The 16,683-nt window shown below is 60.5% G+C and carries 15 protein-coding genes and 1 tRNA gene; 9 read left to right on the forward strand and 7 right to left on the reverse strand.

Features of this window, described 5'->3' with window-relative positions; translation table 11 throughout:
* Positions 1–17: 17 nt before the first annotated feature.
* Positions 18–1,400, forward strand: a complete 1,383-nt coding sequence (locus HFK74_RS13005; RefSeq protein WP_180203859.1) for an aspartate aminotransferase family protein — start codon at positions 18–20, stop codon at positions 1,398–1,400.
* Between the two features lie 183 nt (positions 1,401–1,583).
* Positions 1,584–2,957 (forward strand): APC family permease, encoded by a 1,374-nt coding sequence (locus tag HFK74_RS13010; RefSeq protein ID WP_180203860.1) that lies wholly within the window; start codon positions 1,584–1,586, stop codon positions 2,955–2,957.
* Positions 2,958–3,194: 237 nt separating this feature from the next.
* Here HFK74_RS13010 and HFK74_RS13015 read toward each other — a convergent pair.
* The 4 genes from HFK74_RS13015 to HFK74_RS13030 all read right to left on the reverse strand — a co-directional run bounded on the left by HFK74_RS13015 (position 3,195) and on the right by HFK74_RS13030 (position 6,932).
* A tRNA-Phe gene (locus HFK74_RS13015) sits at positions 3,195–3,270 on the reverse strand.
* Positions 3,271–3,373: 103 nt separating this feature from the next.
* Complete coding sequence (locus HFK74_RS13020) at positions 3,374–3,646, reverse strand: oxidative damage protection protein (protein ID WP_003220737.1); 273 nt, start codon at positions 3,644–3,646, stop codon at positions 3,374–3,376.
* On the reverse strand, positions 3,643–4,710 hold the full coding sequence (gene mutY, locus HFK74_RS13025; protein ID WP_180203861.1) for an A/G-specific adenine glycosylase: 1,068 nt from the start codon (positions 4,708–4,710) through the stop codon (positions 3,643–3,645). Before mutY ends, HFK74_RS13020 begins: the two co-directional genes overlap by 4 nt.
* On the reverse strand, positions 4,707–6,932 hold the full coding sequence (locus tag HFK74_RS13030) for an AsmA family protein (RefSeq protein WP_180203862.1): 2,226 nt from the start codon (positions 6,930–6,932) through the stop codon (positions 4,707–4,709). The genes mutY and HFK74_RS13030 overlap by 4 nt, the downstream gene beginning before the upstream one ends.
* 409 nt (positions 6,933–7,341) lie before the next feature.
* Between HFK74_RS13030 and HFK74_RS13035 the strand changes: the two genes are divergently transcribed.
* The 7 genes from HFK74_RS13035 to HFK74_RS13065 all read left to right on the forward strand — a co-directional run bounded on the left by HFK74_RS13035 (position 7,342) and on the right by HFK74_RS13065 (position 13,169).
* The gene (locus HFK74_RS13035; protein WP_180203863.1) at positions 7,342–9,006 is read left to right on the forward strand and encodes an OFA family MFS transporter; all 1,665 of its coding nucleotides are present in this window, start codon (positions 7,342–7,344) and stop codon (positions 9,004–9,006) included.
* Between the two features lie 277 nt (positions 9,007–9,283).
* Positions 9,284–9,880 (forward strand): imidazoleglycerol-phosphate dehydratase HisB, encoded by a 597-nt coding sequence (gene hisB, locus HFK74_RS13040; protein ID WP_180203864.1) that lies wholly within the window; start codon positions 9,284–9,286, stop codon positions 9,878–9,880.
* Positions 9,880–10,518 carry an imidazole glycerol phosphate synthase subunit HisH gene (gene hisH / locus HFK74_RS13045; RefSeq protein ID WP_020795738.1) on the forward strand — a complete coding sequence of 213 codons (639 nt, stop codon included), beginning with the start codon at positions 9,880–9,882 and terminating at the stop codon, positions 10,516–10,518. Before hisB ends, hisH begins: the two co-directional genes overlap by 1 nt.
* Positions 10,518–10,775, forward strand: coding sequence for a DUF2164 domain-containing protein (locus HFK74_RS13050; RefSeq protein ID WP_095077943.1), 258 nt, complete (start codon positions 10,518–10,520; stop codon positions 10,773–10,775). The genes hisH and HFK74_RS13050 overlap by 1 nt, the downstream gene beginning before the upstream one ends.
* A 42-nt stretch (positions 10,776–10,817) precedes the next feature.
* Complete coding sequence (hisA, locus tag HFK74_RS13055) at positions 10,818–11,555, forward strand: 1-(5-phosphoribosyl)-5-[(5-phosphoribosylamino)methylideneamino]imidazole-4-carboxamide isomerase (protein ID WP_007972753.1); 738 nt, start codon at positions 10,818–10,820, stop codon at positions 11,553–11,555.
* A gap of 9 nt (positions 11,556–11,564) precedes the next feature.
* Positions 11,565–12,335 (forward strand): imidazole glycerol phosphate synthase subunit HisF, encoded by a 771-nt coding sequence (gene hisF / locus HFK74_RS13060; RefSeq protein WP_007897430.1) that lies wholly within the window; start codon positions 11,565–11,567, stop codon positions 12,333–12,335.
* A gap of 78 nt (positions 12,336–12,413) precedes the next feature.
* Complete coding sequence (locus tag HFK74_RS13065; protein ID WP_180203865.1) at positions 12,414–13,169, forward strand: ABC transporter substrate-binding protein; 756 nt, start codon at positions 12,414–12,416, stop codon at positions 13,167–13,169.
* On the opposite strand, the gene HFK74_RS13070 is transcribed toward HFK74_RS13065, so the two are convergent.
* The 3 genes from HFK74_RS13070 to HFK74_RS13080 form a co-directional block, all read right to left on the reverse strand.
* Positions 13,150–14,454 carry a Vps62-related protein gene (locus HFK74_RS13070; protein ID WP_180203866.1) on the reverse strand — a complete coding sequence of 435 codons (1,305 nt, stop codon included), beginning with the start codon at positions 14,452–14,454 and terminating at the stop codon, positions 13,150–13,152. The two genes, HFK74_RS13065 and HFK74_RS13070, sit on opposite strands and share 20 nt — an antisense overlap.
* Positions 14,455–14,576: 122 nt before the next feature.
* Positions 14,577–15,344, reverse strand: coding sequence for a divergent polysaccharide deacetylase family protein (locus tag HFK74_RS13075; RefSeq protein ID WP_180203867.1), 768 nt, complete (start codon positions 15,342–15,344; stop codon positions 14,577–14,579).
* Between the two features lies 1 nt (position 15,345).
* Positions 15,346–16,665 (reverse strand): S41 family peptidase, encoded by a 1,320-nt coding sequence (locus HFK74_RS13080; RefSeq protein WP_180203868.1) that lies wholly within the window; start codon positions 16,663–16,665, stop codon positions 15,346–15,348.
* Positions 16,666–16,683: the final 18 nt, after the last annotated feature.

Here is a 16,683-nt window from a genome sequence, read left to right on the forward strand (position 1 = left end):
CAAAAGAGAAAAAAGCCATGAATGCACCCTTCGAACCGAAACGGCAGACTCAGGATTATCAGAAGTCCGATGCAGCCCACCATATCCACGCGTTCGTGGATCAAAAGGCGCTCAATGCCGAAGGTCCTCGAGTGATGGTACGCGGCGAGAGACTGTATCTCTGGGACAACGACGACAAGCGTTACCTGGACGGCATGTCGGGGCTGTGGTGCACCCAGCTCGGCTATGGTCGCAAGGACCTGACCGCGGCGGCTGCTGCGCAGATGGACCAGTTGCCGTACTACAACATGTTCTTCCACACCACCCACCCGGCGGTGATCGAGCTGTCCGAGCTGCTGTTCAGCCTCCTGCCAGGCCACTACAGCCACGTCATTTACACCAACTCCGGCTCCGAAGCGAACGAGGTGCTGATCCGTACCGTTCGCCGTTACTGGCAGGTCGTCGGCAAGCCACAGAAGAAGATCATGATCGGCCGCTGGAACGGCTATCACGGCTCGACCCTGGCGGCCACTGCGCTGGGCGGGATGAAGTTCATGCACGAGATGGGCGGCCCCATTCCGGACGTCGCGCACATCGATGAGCCTTACTGGTTCGCCCAGGGCGGCGAGCTGACCCCGGCCGAGTTCGGTCGTCGCTGTGCCTTGCAACTGGAAGAGAAAATTCTTGAACTGGGCGCGGAAAATGTCGCGGGCTTTATCGCCGAGCCTTTCCAGGGCGCTGGTGGCATGATCTTCCCGCCTGAAAGCTACTGGCCGGAAATCCAGCGCATCTGCCGCCAATACGATGTGCTGCTGTGTGCCGATGAAGTGATCGGTGGCTTCGGTCGCACGGGCGAGTGGTTCGCCCACCAATACTTCGGTTTCGAGCCGGACACCCTGTCGATCGCCAAGGGCCTGACCTCCGGGTACGTGCCGATGGGTGGCCTGGTGCTGGGCAAGCGCATTGCCGATGCGCTGGTGGAGCAGGGCGGCGTCTTCGCCCACGGCCTGACCTATTCCGGGCACCCGGTGGCGGCCGCGGTGGCGCTCGCCAACCTCAAGGCGCTGCGTGATGAAGGCATCGTGCGCCAGGTGAAGGAGGATACCGGGCCGTACTTGCAGCAGATTCTGCGCGAGGTGTTCGGCAACCACCCGATGATCGGCGAGATCCAGGGCGCGGGCCTGGTCGCGGCCTTGCAGTTCGCCGAGGACAAGGCTACGCGCAAACGCTTCGCCAATGAAAACGACCTGGCCTGGCAGTGCCGCACCTTTGGTTTTGAAGAGGGTGTGATCATTCGCTCGACCCTGGGCCGCATGATCATGGCGCCGGCGCTTGTGGCAACGCGCGCTGAGCTGGACGAGCTGGTTGAAAAGACCCGCATCGCGGTCGACCGCACTGCACGGATCGCGGGAAAGCTCTGAAGTCATCTGTGGGCCAACCCATGCACGGGGTGGTGATCGACAGCGTTACATCGCCCTGCATGCATATCGATTGAACTGAGGCTGCCGTAAATCGGGCAGCCCACCCTTCAGCAGATCATTCACTAACGGTGTCCGTTCTTCGGATACCGCAGCGTCCTGCATTCAAATTTTCAGGAGTCAGCAATGATTACAACAACAAGCGTGGCCGATACTCCTTCCCATCATTCCCCGGCGGATTCGCCTGGCAAGTTTCGACAATCCCTCGGGCTTACCGGGCTGGTCCTCTTCGGCCTGGCGTACATGGTTCCGCTGGCGGTGTTTACCACCTATGGCCTGGTGACCCAGATGACCAAGGGCCACCTGCCTACCGCCTACCTGCTGACCCTCGCCGCCATGCTGCTGACCGCCTACAGCTACGGGCGTATGGTGCAGGCGCATCCGTATTCGGGATCGGTGTACTCCTATACGCGCAAGGCGTTCGGGACCTACTTTGGCTTTATGGCCGGCTGGACCTTGTTGCTGGACTATATCTTCCTGCCGCTGCTCAGTTATCTGCTGATCGGCATCTACATGTCCGAGTACTTCCCCTCGGTTCCCGCTGCGGTGTGGGTGGTCGGCTCCATTGCGCTGGTGACCTTCCTCAATTTGATCGGCATCGAATCCATCACCCGGGTCAACTTGCTGCTCGTGGTTGTCCAGTTGGTCTTCATCGTGGTGTTCGTTGCCTTGTCGATCCACAACCTGGGGGATCAGTCCGAGCCGGTTTCGCTACTCGCACCCTTTCACCATGAGGGCTTCAGCGTCCCGTTGATCATGACCGGCGCGGCGGTCCTGTGTCTGTCCTTCCTCGGCTTTGACGCCGTGTCGACCATGGCCGAAGAGACACCCAACCCGCGGCGTCTCATCCCCCTCGCGATCATGGTGGTGAGCCTGCTCGGTGGCCTGCTGTTTGTGCTCGTTTCGTATTTCGCCCAAATGGTTTATCCGGAATGGAACACCTTTGCCGACCCGGACTCGGCCTCGCTGGACGTTATGCGCCGTGTTGGGGGTGAACTGCTGGTGACCGCTTTTACCGCCACCTACGTAGCCGGATGTTTTGCCTCGGCGATGGTCTCCCAGGCCAGCGTCTCCCGGGTGCTGTTCGCCATGGGCCGCGACGGCGCGCTGCCCCGGGTGTTCGGCAGGCTGGTCTCGAAGAAGCGGGTGCCGGCTACCGCGATCATGCTGGTCAGCCTGTTCTCCCTGATTGCCCTGTTCATCACCCTGGATACCGTCGCCAACATGATCAGCTTCGGTGCGCTCTTCGCGTTCTCGGCGGTGAATCTGGCGGTCATCAAGCATTACCTGGTCGACCAGAAGCTGCGTGGCCTGCGCAATGGCCTGATCTACGGCGCGGTGCCGGCCCTGGGATTTCTCAGCACCATTTGGCTGTGGACCAGCTTGTCCAGCATGTCATTCATGATTGGCCTGTGCTGGATGGGCCTGGGGCTCGTTTGTTTGCTGGGTGTTACGCGTGGGTTCCGAATGAAGCTGCCGGAGTTGCAGATGGCGGAGTGATCAATGGTATGAAGCTGTGCAGTGTTTCCCGTCGCTGAGGCGGGACGCCCCTCGTGATCGCCCACCAGGCTTTCACGGGGGGGGCTTATCGCGGGCAAGCAGATTTCCAGATCGAGCGGGATCTGCTCACATGGGTTTGGGCTTGGAAGGAAACGAACCGTAGAAAGCAAAAAACCCGCACTAGGCGGGTTTTTTGTGTGCTTTCAGGTGTGCTTGGCATCACCTGAAAACGAAAGGTGGTGCCCAGAGACGGAATCGAACCGCCGACACGGGGATTTTCAATCCCCTGCTCTACCGACTGAGCTATCTGGGCAACGGGGCGCATTAAACGGGTTTTTCAGGGGGTCGTCAAGCAAGTTATCAAAAAAAATTTAATTATTACCGTCGCTTACGATCCGACCCCCGGTTTTACGGGCTTACTCGGCAGGCGGCACGTAGCCTTCGGCCTTGGCGTAATCTTCGCCGGAGAAGTACTTGTCCATCTCGCCCTGAAGATATTTACGGTCTTCGGCGTTCATCATGTTCAAGCGCTTTTCATTGATCAGCAGGGTCTGGTGTTTTTGCCAGTCGGCCCAGGCCTTGGCCGAGACGTGGTCAAAAATGTCCTGGCCTTTGGCACCCGGGAATGGAGCGCGCTCCAGGGCGGGCAATTCTTCTTTGTACTTGCGGCACATGATGGTGCGGGTCATGACGACTCTCCTGCGTTCAATACGGCGGCCGCGCGTTCGAGCAAGGTCTTGACCGGGGCGGCAAGGCCCAGGCGCGGCGGGGTGGCGAGGTTATACCAGAGCCAGTCGGCCTCGGCCACGTGATGGCCGGCTTCCTGGACCTTAACCAGCCAGGGTTCGATGGATAACTGGAAATGGCTGAAGGTGTGCACCAGGCTCGGCAGTGCCTGCGGGTTGCCCAGTTCCAGCGAGTGCTGCGAGGCGAGGTGTTGCAGATCGTCGAGGTCATCGAGTTCCGGCAAGCTCCATAAACCGCCCCACAGGCCCGTGGAAGGGCGGCGGTAAAGCAGGATCGCGCCTTCAGCATTGGCGAGCATCGGCATCAGCGTGCGCTTCTGCGGGATGGCCTTGCGCGGCTTGGGAATCGGGTAGCGGGTTTCCAGGCCGAGCATGTGCGCTTCACAGCCCTTTTCCAGCGGGCAGAGCAGGCAGCTCGGCTTGCTGCGGGTGCAGAGCGTCGCGCCCAGGTCCATCATCGCCTGGGTGTAGGCGTTGACCCGATCGTGCGGGGTAAAGCGCTCAGCGTTCGCCCAAAGCTGTTTGGCGACCTTCGGCTCGCCTGGGTAGCCCTCTTGTGCGGTAAAGCGCGCCAGCACGCGCTTGACGTTGCCGTCGAGGATGGGCGCGCGCAGGCCCATGCTGATGCTGGCGATCGCGCCGGCGGTGGACAGGCCGATGCCGGGCAGGTCGGTGAGTTTTTCCACGTCCCGGGGAAACTCACCGCCGTACTGCTCGACGACGATCTTCGCGGTCTTCTGCAAATTGCGCGCGCGGGTGTAGTACCCCAGGCCCGTCCACAGGTGCAGCACTTCGTCCTCGGGCGCCGCCGCCAGGGCCTCGACCGTCGGCAGCGAAGCCATGAACCGGTCGAAGTAATTCAGCACGGTGCTGACCTGGGTTTGCTGCAACATGATTTCAGAAACCCACACCCGATAGGGGGTGATGCCTTGTTGCCAGGGCAAGTCGTGGCGGCCGTGGCGGTCGAACCAATCCAGCACCGCCGTTGAAAACTGCTCGGCTTTCATCGCTTGAACAGCCCCTTGAGTGCGTCCTTGAGTTCCGGGCTGACTTTATCGCCCAGTTTCTCGTCGATTTTTTCGCTGATGCGCTCGCCCGCCAGTTTGCTCGCGACCTGGCCCATGCGTTCGTTGTCCAGGCGACAGGCCTTGGCGCCCAGCTCCAGCGGACCGCGGCAACGCAACGGCCACTGGATGCCGACAAATTTCTCGCCCACCTGGCAGGCCGGGTCCGGCATGTCGCTCTTGTCGCCTTCGACAATGATGCCCACGCGGTAATCCATGCCCAGGACCCGCAGGTCTACGTCGCCGTCACCGTTGACGGTCATGCCGGGGATGCGCACTTTCAGGTCCGGGTTGCTCGCGACACCGTTACGGAAGGTCAGGTTGCCCTTGAGCTCCTGGAACGGTGTGTCCTTGCCCCGCGGCTCGCCGCTGAGCTCCTTGCGGTTGAGCGTGGCGATGCCTTTGCACAACTGTTGTTCGAGGTTGGCATTGAGCAGCACGCCATTGTTGATGACGAAACTGGCGTTGCCGTTCAGGGTTTCGATCAGCGCTTTCTGGCTGTTGCCGCTACCGGTGAGGGTGCTGTTGAGTGTTACCAGGCCCTTGACCGGTGGTTCTTTGCCCTGGCTTTCGAGGATTTTTTCCGCGGGCACCCGGCTGATCTGCGTCTGCATGTTCAACACCGGTGCCTGCTGGCGCACATCGAGAGTGCCTTTGGCTTCGAAGTTGCCCTCGTACAGGTCACCGCGCAGGCTGGACAGCGTCAACAAGCCACCCTGGCCGTTGGCCTTGAGTACGGCGTTCTGGATCGGCAGTTTTTCCAGGGTCAACTGGCCGAAGGTCAGGTCGGCGTCTACATCCAGCTTGTTCAGGCGTTCCACCGGCAGCAGGCGTTCGTTGCTCCAGGCTTCCTTGGTTGGGGATTGCGGCAGCGGTGTGCTGCCGGCGCCGGCCATGGCATCGGCTTCGGTGCTGGCGACTTCGGCCTGGCGAACTTGCTTGGCGCTGTTGGCCTCGGCTGACTTCGGCGCCAGGTAACGGTCGACGTTGAAGGTGTCAGCCTTGAGGGTGGCGCGCAGCGATTGCTTGGCAAAGTCCTCGACGGCGATGCGACCGGTGAAGGTGCTGTCATCGACTTTCAGGTTGATGTCTTCGAGCGTGAGGCTGGAAGGCGTGCCGGCCAGGCGCGTGGCCAGTTCGACCTTGCTCAGGCTGCCCTCGGCCATCGCCGGGAGTTTCTGGCCGATGCTGTCGACGAACTTCGCCAGGTCGAACTGGGCAATCGACAGGCCGCCGTTAACCTGCGGGGTCTTGTCCAGGTCGTTGACCTTCAGCTCACCCAGCGCTCGCAGTTGGTTGGCGGAGACCTTGATCCCGGTCCATTCGGCGACGTTGGCAGCCTTGTCCAGCAGCAACTGCCCCTGGGCGGCAAACGTCACGGTCTTGCCTTGCAGTGGATCGCCGGCGACTTCACCGGACAGCTTCATGTCTTCGAGCTTGTAGCGCTGCAACGCGCGCTCGAAGCGCAATTCGCCGTTGAGCTCGGTGCGCACTCGCAGAACTGGCTGGTTGGTGCCCAGGAATGCGGTGAGCTTGACCGGGATATTGGTGGAGTCGTGCACCGGGCCAGTACTGAGCTGGATGCTTTCGGCGCTGAATTGCTTGCCGGTTTTTTCGTCGCTGTATTCAACGCGGGCGTTGTTGACGGTCAGGCTGTCGATGTCCAGGCGAATAGGCTGGGCCGGTTTTTCCGCCTGGGCGGTGGTTGTCGGCTCGGGTTCACTGGTGGCATCGGCCGGCGTGGCCATGGTTGCAGGCTTGGGCACCTTGCCGATGTCTTCCCAGTTGCCGTGGCCGTCCTTGTCGCGGTTCAGGCGCAGGTTCAGGCCTTCGACGCGCACATCGCTCATTTGCACCTCACGGCGCAGCAACGGCAGCACACGAACCGACAGGCCGAGCATCTGCAGGTCGGCGAACGGTTCGGCGGGCTTGGCCAGGGTGGCGACTGCCGCGTCGTGCAGTTCCAGGCCCAGCCAAGGGAACAGGCTCCAGCCGATATCGCCATTGAGCGTCAGCTCGATGTGGGCCTTGTCGCGGGCAATCTGGCGTATCTCGTCTTTGTAGTCGTTGGGATCGAAGAGGTGGGTCAGGGCAAAGCCCAGCGCCACTACGATCAGCAACAGCCCGAGAAGTACCAGACCCAGGATTTTGCCGAACGCTTTCATGGGCGAGTCCTTGTAGTTAGTCGAATTCGAAATTTAGCCGGGGAGTATAGCGCTCCGCGGCGACCGACCGGGCAGATCACAAGGGCAGAGCATCGAGCATCCAGGCAAAAAGGGATTTTTCCTACGTGTAATCAGGATCTGTACGGAAGAAGAAGTTGTTAAGGAGTTCGACAATGATCGGAACGGAGGTTCCTTTGGGTGGTACGAAAACAGACAACTTCGAAAACGTGATGTCAGTTTGGTTTTTCGGCTGCTGGCAAATGCTACCCTGCACCCGTTCGTCCGTCCCTCTGTGACGTGATGTCGCAGGAAAAACCAGCTTTTCCCTAAAAAACAGTCATGTCTGCGTGCATTAAGGCTGAGGGTGAAGAGTGGCTGGCGAACACTACTGACAATTGGGGGATAAACAATGACCACGAGCATCACGGCGGACGGCCTTCAAGCCGGCCAGCCCGCGTTCCTTTCCAAGGAGCGCATCATCGCCAGGCCCGGTTTCAACCGCTGGCTGGTGCCACCGGCCGCGCTGGCCATCCATCTGTGCATCGGCATGGCGTACGGCTTCTCGGTGTTCTGGTTGCCACTGTCCAAAGCGCTGGGCATCACCGCGCCAGTGGCTTGTGCGCCGGACATGAGCTTCATCGCCCAAGTCTTTTCTTCGCAATGCGACTGGCCGATTTCGATGCTCGGCTGGATCTACACCCTGTTCTTCATCTTCCTGGGTTGCTCGGCCGCCATCTGGGGTGGCTGGCTGGAGCATGCCGGGCCACGCAAGGCGGGTGTCGTCTCGGCGCTGTGCTGGTGCGGCGGCCTGCTGATTTCCGCGCTGGGGGTCTATACCCACCAGATCTGGCTGATGTGGATAGGCTCCGGGGTCATTGGCGGTATCGGCTTGGGCCTGGGCTACATCTCGCCGGTGTCGACCCTGATCAAGTGGTTCCCGGACAAGCGCGGCATGGCGACCGGCATGGCGATCATGGGGTTCGGCGGGGGCGCGATGGTCGGTGCGCCACTGGCGGCGGCGTTGATGAGCCATTTTGGCTCGCCAACCAGTGTCGGCGTGTGGCAGAGCTTCCTGGTCATGGCCGCGATCTACTTCGTGTTCATGATCGGCGGCGCGTTGTCCTATCGTGTGCCGCCGACGGGCTGGAAACCTGAAGGCTGGATGGCACCGGCGAAAAAAGCCTCGAATGCGATGATCACCCACCGTCACGTGCACGTGAACGTGGCGTGGAAAACGCCGCAATTCCGCCTGGTATGGCTGGTGTTGTGCCTGAACGTTTCGGCGGGTATCGGCATCCTCGGCATGGCATCGCCACTGTTGCAGGAAGTGTTTGCCGGCAAGTTGCTGGGCAATGACCTGAAATTTGGTCAACTGGACGCCGCGCAACTGGCTTCGATTGCCGCCATCGCAGCAGGGTTCACTGGTTTGCTGAGCCTGTTCAACATCGGCGGGCGGTTCTTCTGGGCTTCGTTCTCGGATTACCTGGGCCGCAAAAACACTTACTTCGTGTTCTTCGCCCTGGGCTTTGCCCTGTACGGACTGATTCCGAACCTTGGGCATCTGGGCAGTGTCGCGCTGTTCGTGGCGGCGTTCTGCATCATCCTGTCGATGTATGGCGGTGGTTTTGCGACGGTCCCCGCTTACCTGGCGGACCTGTTCGGCACGCAAATGGTTGGCGCGATCCACGGTCGCCTGCTGACGGCGTGGGCGGCGGCGGGTGTATTGGGCCCGGTGCTGGTGAACTATCTGCGTGAATATCAGCTGAGCATCGGCGTTGAACGTGCGGCGGCTTACGACATCACGCTGTACATCCTGGCGGGCCTGCTGGTGCTGGGCTTTATCTGCAACCTGCTGGTGCGCCCGGTGGCGGACAAGTACTTCATGACCGACGCCGAACTGGCTGCCGAACAGGCGCTGGGACACGACAAGGGGGCTGACAGCAGCACCGTGCTGGAGTGGAAAGCCGATGCCGGCACCAAGCCGCTGGCGGTGGCTGCCTGGCTGGTGGTGGGTATTCCGTTGGCGTGGGGTGTCTGGGTGACCTTGCAGAAGACTGCAGTACTCTTTCACTAAGTAAACGCTTTACCCCTGTGGGAGCGAGCCGGCTCCGGGCGGCGTTCCGACGATAGCGGTGTGACAGCCAGCAGAGATGTTGGATGTTATGGCGACATCGCGAGCAGGCTCGCTCCCACATTTGTTTTGTATTCCATTCAAATGGCTTGTATGGACATGTCTATCCCCGACGACTGGGGATTCTATCCGTCAGCGATATCACCTCCCGTGTTTCTGTTTCGCGCCCGCGCCCCTATAATGGTTGCCTTTTTCGCCCAATGATTTTGCGGAGCTGGTGATGGCCGAACGTATGGCGTCAGTCGAGCGCGACACTCTGGAAACCCAGATCAAAGCCTCGATCAACCTGGATGGCACCGGAAAGGCCCGATTCGATATCGGTGTTCCTTTTCTTGAGCACATGCTGGACCAGATCGCCCGTCACGGGCTGATCGACCTGGATATCGTCGGCAAGGGCGACCTGCACATCGACGACCACCACATGGTGGAAGACGTGGGTATCACCCTCGGTCAGGCATTTGCCAAGGCCATCGGCGACAAGAAAGGCATCCGTCGCTACGGCCATGCCTATGTCCCGTTGGACGAAGCGCTGTCCCGGGTGGTCATCGACTTCTCCGGCCGCCCAGGCCTGCAGATGCACGTACCCTACACCCGCGCCAACGTGGGCCGCGGCTTTGACGTCGACCTTTTCCAGGAATTCTTCCAGGGCTTCGTCAACCACGCACTCGTCAGCCTGCACATCGACAACCTGCGCGGCACCAATACCCACCACCAGATCGAAACCGTGTTCAAGGCTTTCGGCCGCGCGCTGCGCATGGCTGTGGAGCTCGATGACCGCATGGCCGGGCAAATGCCATCGACCAAGGGCGTCCTGTAATGCAGACAGTCGCGGTTATCGATTACGGCATGGGCAACCTGCACTCGGTGGCCAAGGCCCTCGAGCACGTCGGTGCCGGCAAGGTCCTGATCACTAGCGATGCGAACGTGATTCGCGAAGCCGACCGGGTGGTTTTCCCCGGTGTCGGCGCGATCCGCGATTGCATGGCGGAGATCCGTCGCCTGGGTTTCGATTCGCTGGTGCGTGAAGTCAGCCAGGATCGTCCGTTCCTCGGCATCTGCGTAGGCATGCAAGCGTTGCTCGAGCACAGCGAAGAGAACGACGGCGTCGACTGCATCGGCCTGTTCCCGGGCCAGGTGAAGTTCTTCGGCAAGGACCTTGTCGAGGATGGCGAACATCTGAAAGTCCCGCACATGGGCTGGAACGAAGTGAAGCAGAAGGTGAGTCACCCGCTGTGGCACGATATTCCGGACATGGCGCGGTTCTACTTCGTGCACAGCTACTACATCGCCGCCGGCAATGCGCGGCAGGTGGTCGGTGGCGGTCACTATGGGGTCGATTTTGCCGCAGCGCTGGCTGAAGGCTCGCGTTTCGCGGTGCAGTTCCATCCGGAGAAAAGCCATACCCATGGCCTGCAGTTGCTGCAGAACTTCGCCGCGTGGGACGGTCGCTGGTAATGGCCGTCAAGAAGAAGCCGCCGATCCTGACCCTCACGCCTGAACAGGAGAGTGAGGCCAATCGCAAGATCAAGCGCTTCATGGAGGATCGCTTCGAACTGGACCTGGGTTCGTTCGAAGCGGCCGAAATTCTTGAGCTTTTTACCCGCGAAATTGCTCCGCACTATTACAACAGGGCGATTTTCGATGTGCAGACGCACCTCAAGGAGAGGTTCGAAAGCATCGAAAGCGACCTGTGGGCGCTCGAGAAAAACTGATTTCCGAGCCAAGCTGAACATTCGAATTTGAAGGTTTGCCAGATGCTGATTATTCCCGCTATCGATCTTAAAGACGGTGCCTGTGTTCGTCTGCGCCAGGGCCGCATGGAAGATTCCACAGTGTTCTCCGATGACCCGGTGAGCATGGCAGCCAAGTGGGTGGAGGGCGGTTGCCGTCGTCTGCATCTGGTCGACCTGAACGGCGCGTTCGAAGGCCAGCCGGTCAACGGCGAAGTGGTCACCGCGATCGCCAAGCGCTACCCGAACCTGCCGATCCAGATCGGTGGCGGTATCCGTTCCCTGGAAACCATCGAGCACTACGTGAAAGCGGGCGTGAGCTACGTGATCATCGGCACCAAGGCCGTGAAAGATCCGGCCTTCGTCGCCGAAGCCTGCCGCGCGTTCCCGGGCAAGGTGATCGTCGGCCTGGATGCCAAGGACGGTTTCGTCGCCACCGACGGCTGGGCTGAAATCAGCACCATCCAGGTGATTGACCTGGCCAAGCAGTTCGAAGCCGACGGCGTGTCCGCCATCGTTTATACCGACATCGCCAAAGATGGCATGATGCAGGGTTGCAACGTACCGTTCACCGCCGCGCTGGCTGCTGCCACGAAGATCCCGGTGATCGCTTCCGGTGGCATCCACAACCTGGGCGACATCAAGACGCTGCTCGACGCCAAGGCTCCAGGCATCATCGGTGCGATCACCGGTCGCGCGATCTACGAAGGCACCCTCGACGTCGCTGAAGCGCAAGCTTTCTGCGATTCGTACAAAGGCTGAGGACTGACCATGGCGCTGGCCAAACGCATCATCCCTTGCCTGGACGTGGACAACGGCCGGGTCGTCAAAGGTGTGAAGTTCGAGAACATCCGCGATGCAGGCGACCCTGTGGAGATTGCCCGTCGCTATGACGAGCAAGGTGCCGACGAGATTACTTTCCTCGACATCACCGCCAGCGTCGACGGTCGCGATACCACGCTGCATACCGTCGAGCGCATGGCCAGCCAGGTGTTCATCCCGCTGACCGTGGGCGGTGGCGTGCGCACCGTGCAGGACATTCGCAACCTTCTCAATGCCGGTGCGGACAAGGTCTCGATCAACACCGCGGCGGTGTTCAACCCGGAATTCGTCGGCGAAGCGGCGCAGCATTTCGGCTCGCAATGCATCGTGGTTGCCATCGATGCGAAGAAGGTCTCCGGCCCTGGCGAAACCCCGCGCTGGGAAATCTTCACCCACGGCGGTCGCAAGCCAACCGGCCTCGACGCGGTCGAATGGGCGAAGAAGATGGAAGGCCTGGGTGCCGGTGAAATCCTCCTGACCAGCATGGACCAGGACGGCATGAAAAACGGCTTCGACCTCGGCGTAACCCGCGCCATCAGCGACGCACTGGGTATTCCGGTGATCGCTTCCGGCGGAGTCGGTAACCTGCAGCACTTGGCCGATGGCATTCTCGAAGGCCACGCCAGCGCGGTGTTGGCGGCGAGTATTTTCCACTTTGGCGAATACACCGTGCAGGAAGCCAAAGCCTACATGGCCCATCGCGGAATTGTGATGCGCTGAACAAACCAGTGCAGGCCAGTGGACATCATGGCGGGCTCAGGGCACTCTTGAGTACGCCATGGATTTCGGTAGCCAGACATGTTTAAACGCATTCTTCTTGTCCTCGCCAGCGCTTCCTTGTTGCTCATCAGTAGCGCACGCGCCGCAGACAGCTCCGCCACGGAACTGGTGTTGCTGACGGAAAACTTCCCGCCATACAACATGGCCAAGAACGGCAAGAACTTCGCTCAGGACGAGAACATCAATGGCATCGCTGTTGATATCGTCCGCGAGATGTTCAAGCGCGCCAACGTCACCTATAGCCTGACCCTGCGTTTCCCTTGGGAGCGTGTCTACAAACTCGCCCTGGAAAACCCCGGTTATGGAGCATTCGTGATGGCGCGTTTGCCGGACCGCGAGCGGCTTTTCAAGTGGGTCGGGCCGATCGGGCCGGACGACTGGATCATGCTGGCCAAGGCTGACAGCAAAATCTCCCTCGATACCCTGGAGGACGCGCGCACGTACAGGATTGGTGCCTACAAGGGCGATGCGATTGCCGAGACGCTCGCCAAGCAGGGCCTGAAGCCAATCGTGGTGCTGCGTGATCAGGATAATGCGAAGAAACTGGTCAATGGCCAGATCGACCTGTGGGCCACCGGCGACCCCGCCGGGCGCTATCTGGCGCGCCAGGACGGGGTAAACGGGCTCAAGACCGTGCTGCGTTTCAACAGCGCCGAACTGTACCTGGCGCTGAACAAGGACGTGCCGCAGGCGACCGTCGCCAAGCTACAGGCTGCGCTGGATCAGATGCGCAAGGACGGTATGGTCGACGAGATCATGGGGCGGTATCTGTAGGCGTCGGCGAGTCCGTTTCCGGCACGGAGGGCGTGATGACTTCAGGCTCCTGGTCCGGTGGATATTGAGTCAAGTGCAGGCTGTTACCATCGATGTAATAGAGTTCGCTCGGCACTTGCGTTTTGTCTTCGCGCAGAAGCCTGAAGGTACTCTGCACTTCATAAGCCGCGACGGTTTTGTGTTTTGCAACGATAGTTGCCACTTGCACGTGTGCAGGACCTCCCCACCCATTGGATGAATCGACGAGAGAAAAGCTATTGCTCAGTCTTGCAGAGAACAGCGAGGGTGTTCCGCTGGGCCACTGGCCGTCGATCACGATAGAGGTGATGCGAGTGAATACATCCTGGCTGCCCATGCTCTGTGGTCGACGTGCTGCCCATCTGAAAGCCTGGCTCTCGGCGCTTTCGTTTTTGCCATATCCGACAAGTACATACTGGTCTGTTCTTTCCAGAAAATAGGACGGTGACGTCCGTAATTGCTCGAGAGGTCTCAGTTTGGGATCTTTTATTACGAACCAGGGGAGTTTGGCAGTTTGAGTCACCCTGGCCGGCTCGAAAAGTGGTGGCTGTTCATCTCCTGGAAGTTCCGGAGCTATAGGAGGGGGCTTGATCTCAAGAGGGATCGGCATCCGCAGTGAGTAGGCGGTGACGTGTGTCTGCGGCTTGTTGTAGGTGGTGACACCAATAAAGGTGCCGGGTACGCAATTGATTTCCCCGGCCATTGCAGTCGGTGGAAAAATTCCCCAGGCACTGAAGGCCTGTCTTGCGCCGCTGCCCTTGTCGTTCCAGATCAGATCACTGATGTATGAAGGGATTACCAGGTCCGCCCGGACGCAACGAACGTCGCTTGGCAAAGGCTTGTCGCGCCCGTTGGAACACAATAGCCCAAGGGCGACGTAACCACTGGGAGGGATCGGGCGCCATATGCTGCAGTCGGTCCTCGTTCCTGAGCCTGCATCGCTCCAGACTTGCTCAAAGTCGACGGGGGCACGCAGAGCTGGCCCGTTGCTTGTCTCGCCGCTGGGTAGTTCACCCTCGCAGACGACCATTACCATCCGCTTCTCGTTGATGTTGTCATGTCCGGCGGCGAGGACATCACCTAGCGGGAAATAACCTGGAAGCAAATCAGGCGCAGGAGACGGGCGCCAAAAGGCTGCGGATTTCGCGTTTGAGCCATTGGTGTCCCAGATACGGCGGAACTCTGTCGTAAAGTTGATGAGCAGATTGTCGTGCTTTATAGGCTCGATTCGCCGTGCGGCCAATGGGGCGTTGTTTTGGGGGTTCATAATCTATCCAGATAGTTGAGAGAGCGACTCGGGAGGAGTCGCTCGTGACCTGTTTCAGGTCTCACTATCCGGAATGGGGGAAGGTATCTGGCGGTAATTATTTATAGGTATGCAACTGCGTATTATCGATAAACACCGTCTTTTCCATGGGCGACCATGGCGCGATTGCCGCGCACGCTGATCATCTGCCTGATATCGATCCACTCGACTCCCTGAGCCTTGAGCTTGGGCAATTCCCGCTCCAGCACTGCCAGTGTCTGCGGATACGGATGCCCGATCATCACCGCCGAGCCCTGCTTTCGCGCCAGGCTGATTGCCGTCTGCAGTTGCGCGAAGATGGCTGCTTCAGTGCGCTCGTCATCCAAAAATACATCCCGGGAAACACTGGCCAGTGCGGTCTTCTGGGCTTGCTGCGCGGCCACGGTCTGGGCACTGGTGCGGCTGTCGACGAAGAATTTGTGTCGACGCTGCAAGTCCGCCATCAACCAGGCCATCGCGGCCGGTTGAGCGGTCATGCGGCTGCCCATGTGGTTATTGATGCCGGCGGTGTAGGGCACGACCTTGAACGCCGCGTTCAGGCGTTTCTCGAGCTCTTCGATGGGCAAGTCGGGATGCCAGGCGAACGGTCCGGTGGCCGGGTCCATGGGCATGTGCAGGATGACGATCTTGCCGGCACGATGGGCTTCGCGGGCGAATTCGGTGGCGTGAGGGGTGTCGGGCATGATCGCCGTGGTCACTGGCCCGGGCAGGGCCAGCACCTGGCGATCCCGGGGCAGGCTCTGCCCCAGGTCATCGATGATCAGGCTTATATAGGCCTTTTGAGGGGCGGGCGCTGCGTGCACAACACCCGCCAGGCAGCACAACAGCCCCAGGACTACCCGCAAAAGCATCTCAGCGGCCGGACGTGATGCTCAGCCCTTTGAGCAGGCTCAGGGCCTGGGCCAGTTGGTAATCGTCGTCCTGCGGCATCGGCTTGGTCTTGCCGCCGGAACTGGTCGGTTTGTCGGCGCCGCCGTTGCCGTTGCCAAGGTGACCCTGCAGATCGGCTTCCTTGAAATAGTCGCCGTCCTGCTCGTTGGTGATCTTGGCCTTGCGCACTTCGATGTCCGGGACGATGCCCTGGGCCTGGATCGAGCGGCCGTTTGGCGTGTAGTACAGCGCCGTGGTGATCTTCAGGGCGCGGTCGTTGTTCAGTGGCAGCACGGTTTGCACCGAGCCTTTGCCGAAACTCGGCGTCCCCATGACCACCGCGCGTTTCTGGTCTTGCAGGGCGCCGGCGACGATTTCCGAGGCCGAGGCGCTGCCGCCGTTGATCAGCGTGACCATTGGCACGGCTTCGCTTTCGTCCTTGCCGGTGGCAGAGAAGCGCAGTTCGGAGTTGGCGATGCGGCCCTTGGTGTAGACGATCAGGCCCTTGGTGATGAAGTGGTCGACCACTTCCACCGCCGCTTGCAGCACGCCGCCCGGGTTGTTGCGCAGGTCGAGGATGATGCCGTTGAGTTTCTTGCCGTTGTCTTTGCGCAGCTTCGCCAGGGCCTTGGACACTTCTTCGCCGGTCTTGACCTGGAACTGGGTGATGCGGATGTAGCCATAGCCGGACTCGAGCAGCTGGCTCTTCACGCTCTTCACCTGAATGATGGCGCGGGCCAGGGTCACATCGAACGGCGTGCCACCGTCACGTACCAGGGTCAGGGTGATTTTCTGGCCGATCTTGCCGCGCATCTTGTCCACGGCTTCGGTCATGCTCTGGCCGCGGGTGGGTTGGCCGTTGATCTTGACGATGAAGTCGCCCGCCTGGATGCCAGCCTTGGAGGCCGGTGTGTCATCGATCGGCGACACCACCTTGATGAAGCCGTCCTCGGCGCCGACTTCGATGCCCAGGCCGCCAAATTCGCCGCTGGTGCTTTCCTGCAGTTCAGCGAAGTCTTCAGGTCCCAGGTACGCGGAGTGCGGGTCAAGGTTGCTGAGCATGCCCTTGATCGCGTTTTCCAGCAGGGTCTTGTCGTCTACCGGCTCGACATACGCGGCCTTGATCCGATCCATGACCTCGGCAAAGGTGCGCAACTCTTCCAGCGGCAATGGCGCCCTGGTGGTCGCGGCAGTACCCGCAGGCGCGACTGCCGGGGCCGGTTGAGCGGCAAACGCCAGAGGCGCGCCGATCACCAGGGCAATCGTCAGGGCCAGCGAGGTAAGGCGGGACAAATGCAGCATGTCGAACGAACTCCTAAT

This window comes from Pseudomonas sp. SbOxS1, assembly GCF_013416725.1.
Classification (GTDB): domain Bacteria; phylum Pseudomonadota; class Gammaproteobacteria; order Pseudomonadales; family Pseudomonadaceae; genus Aquipseudomonas.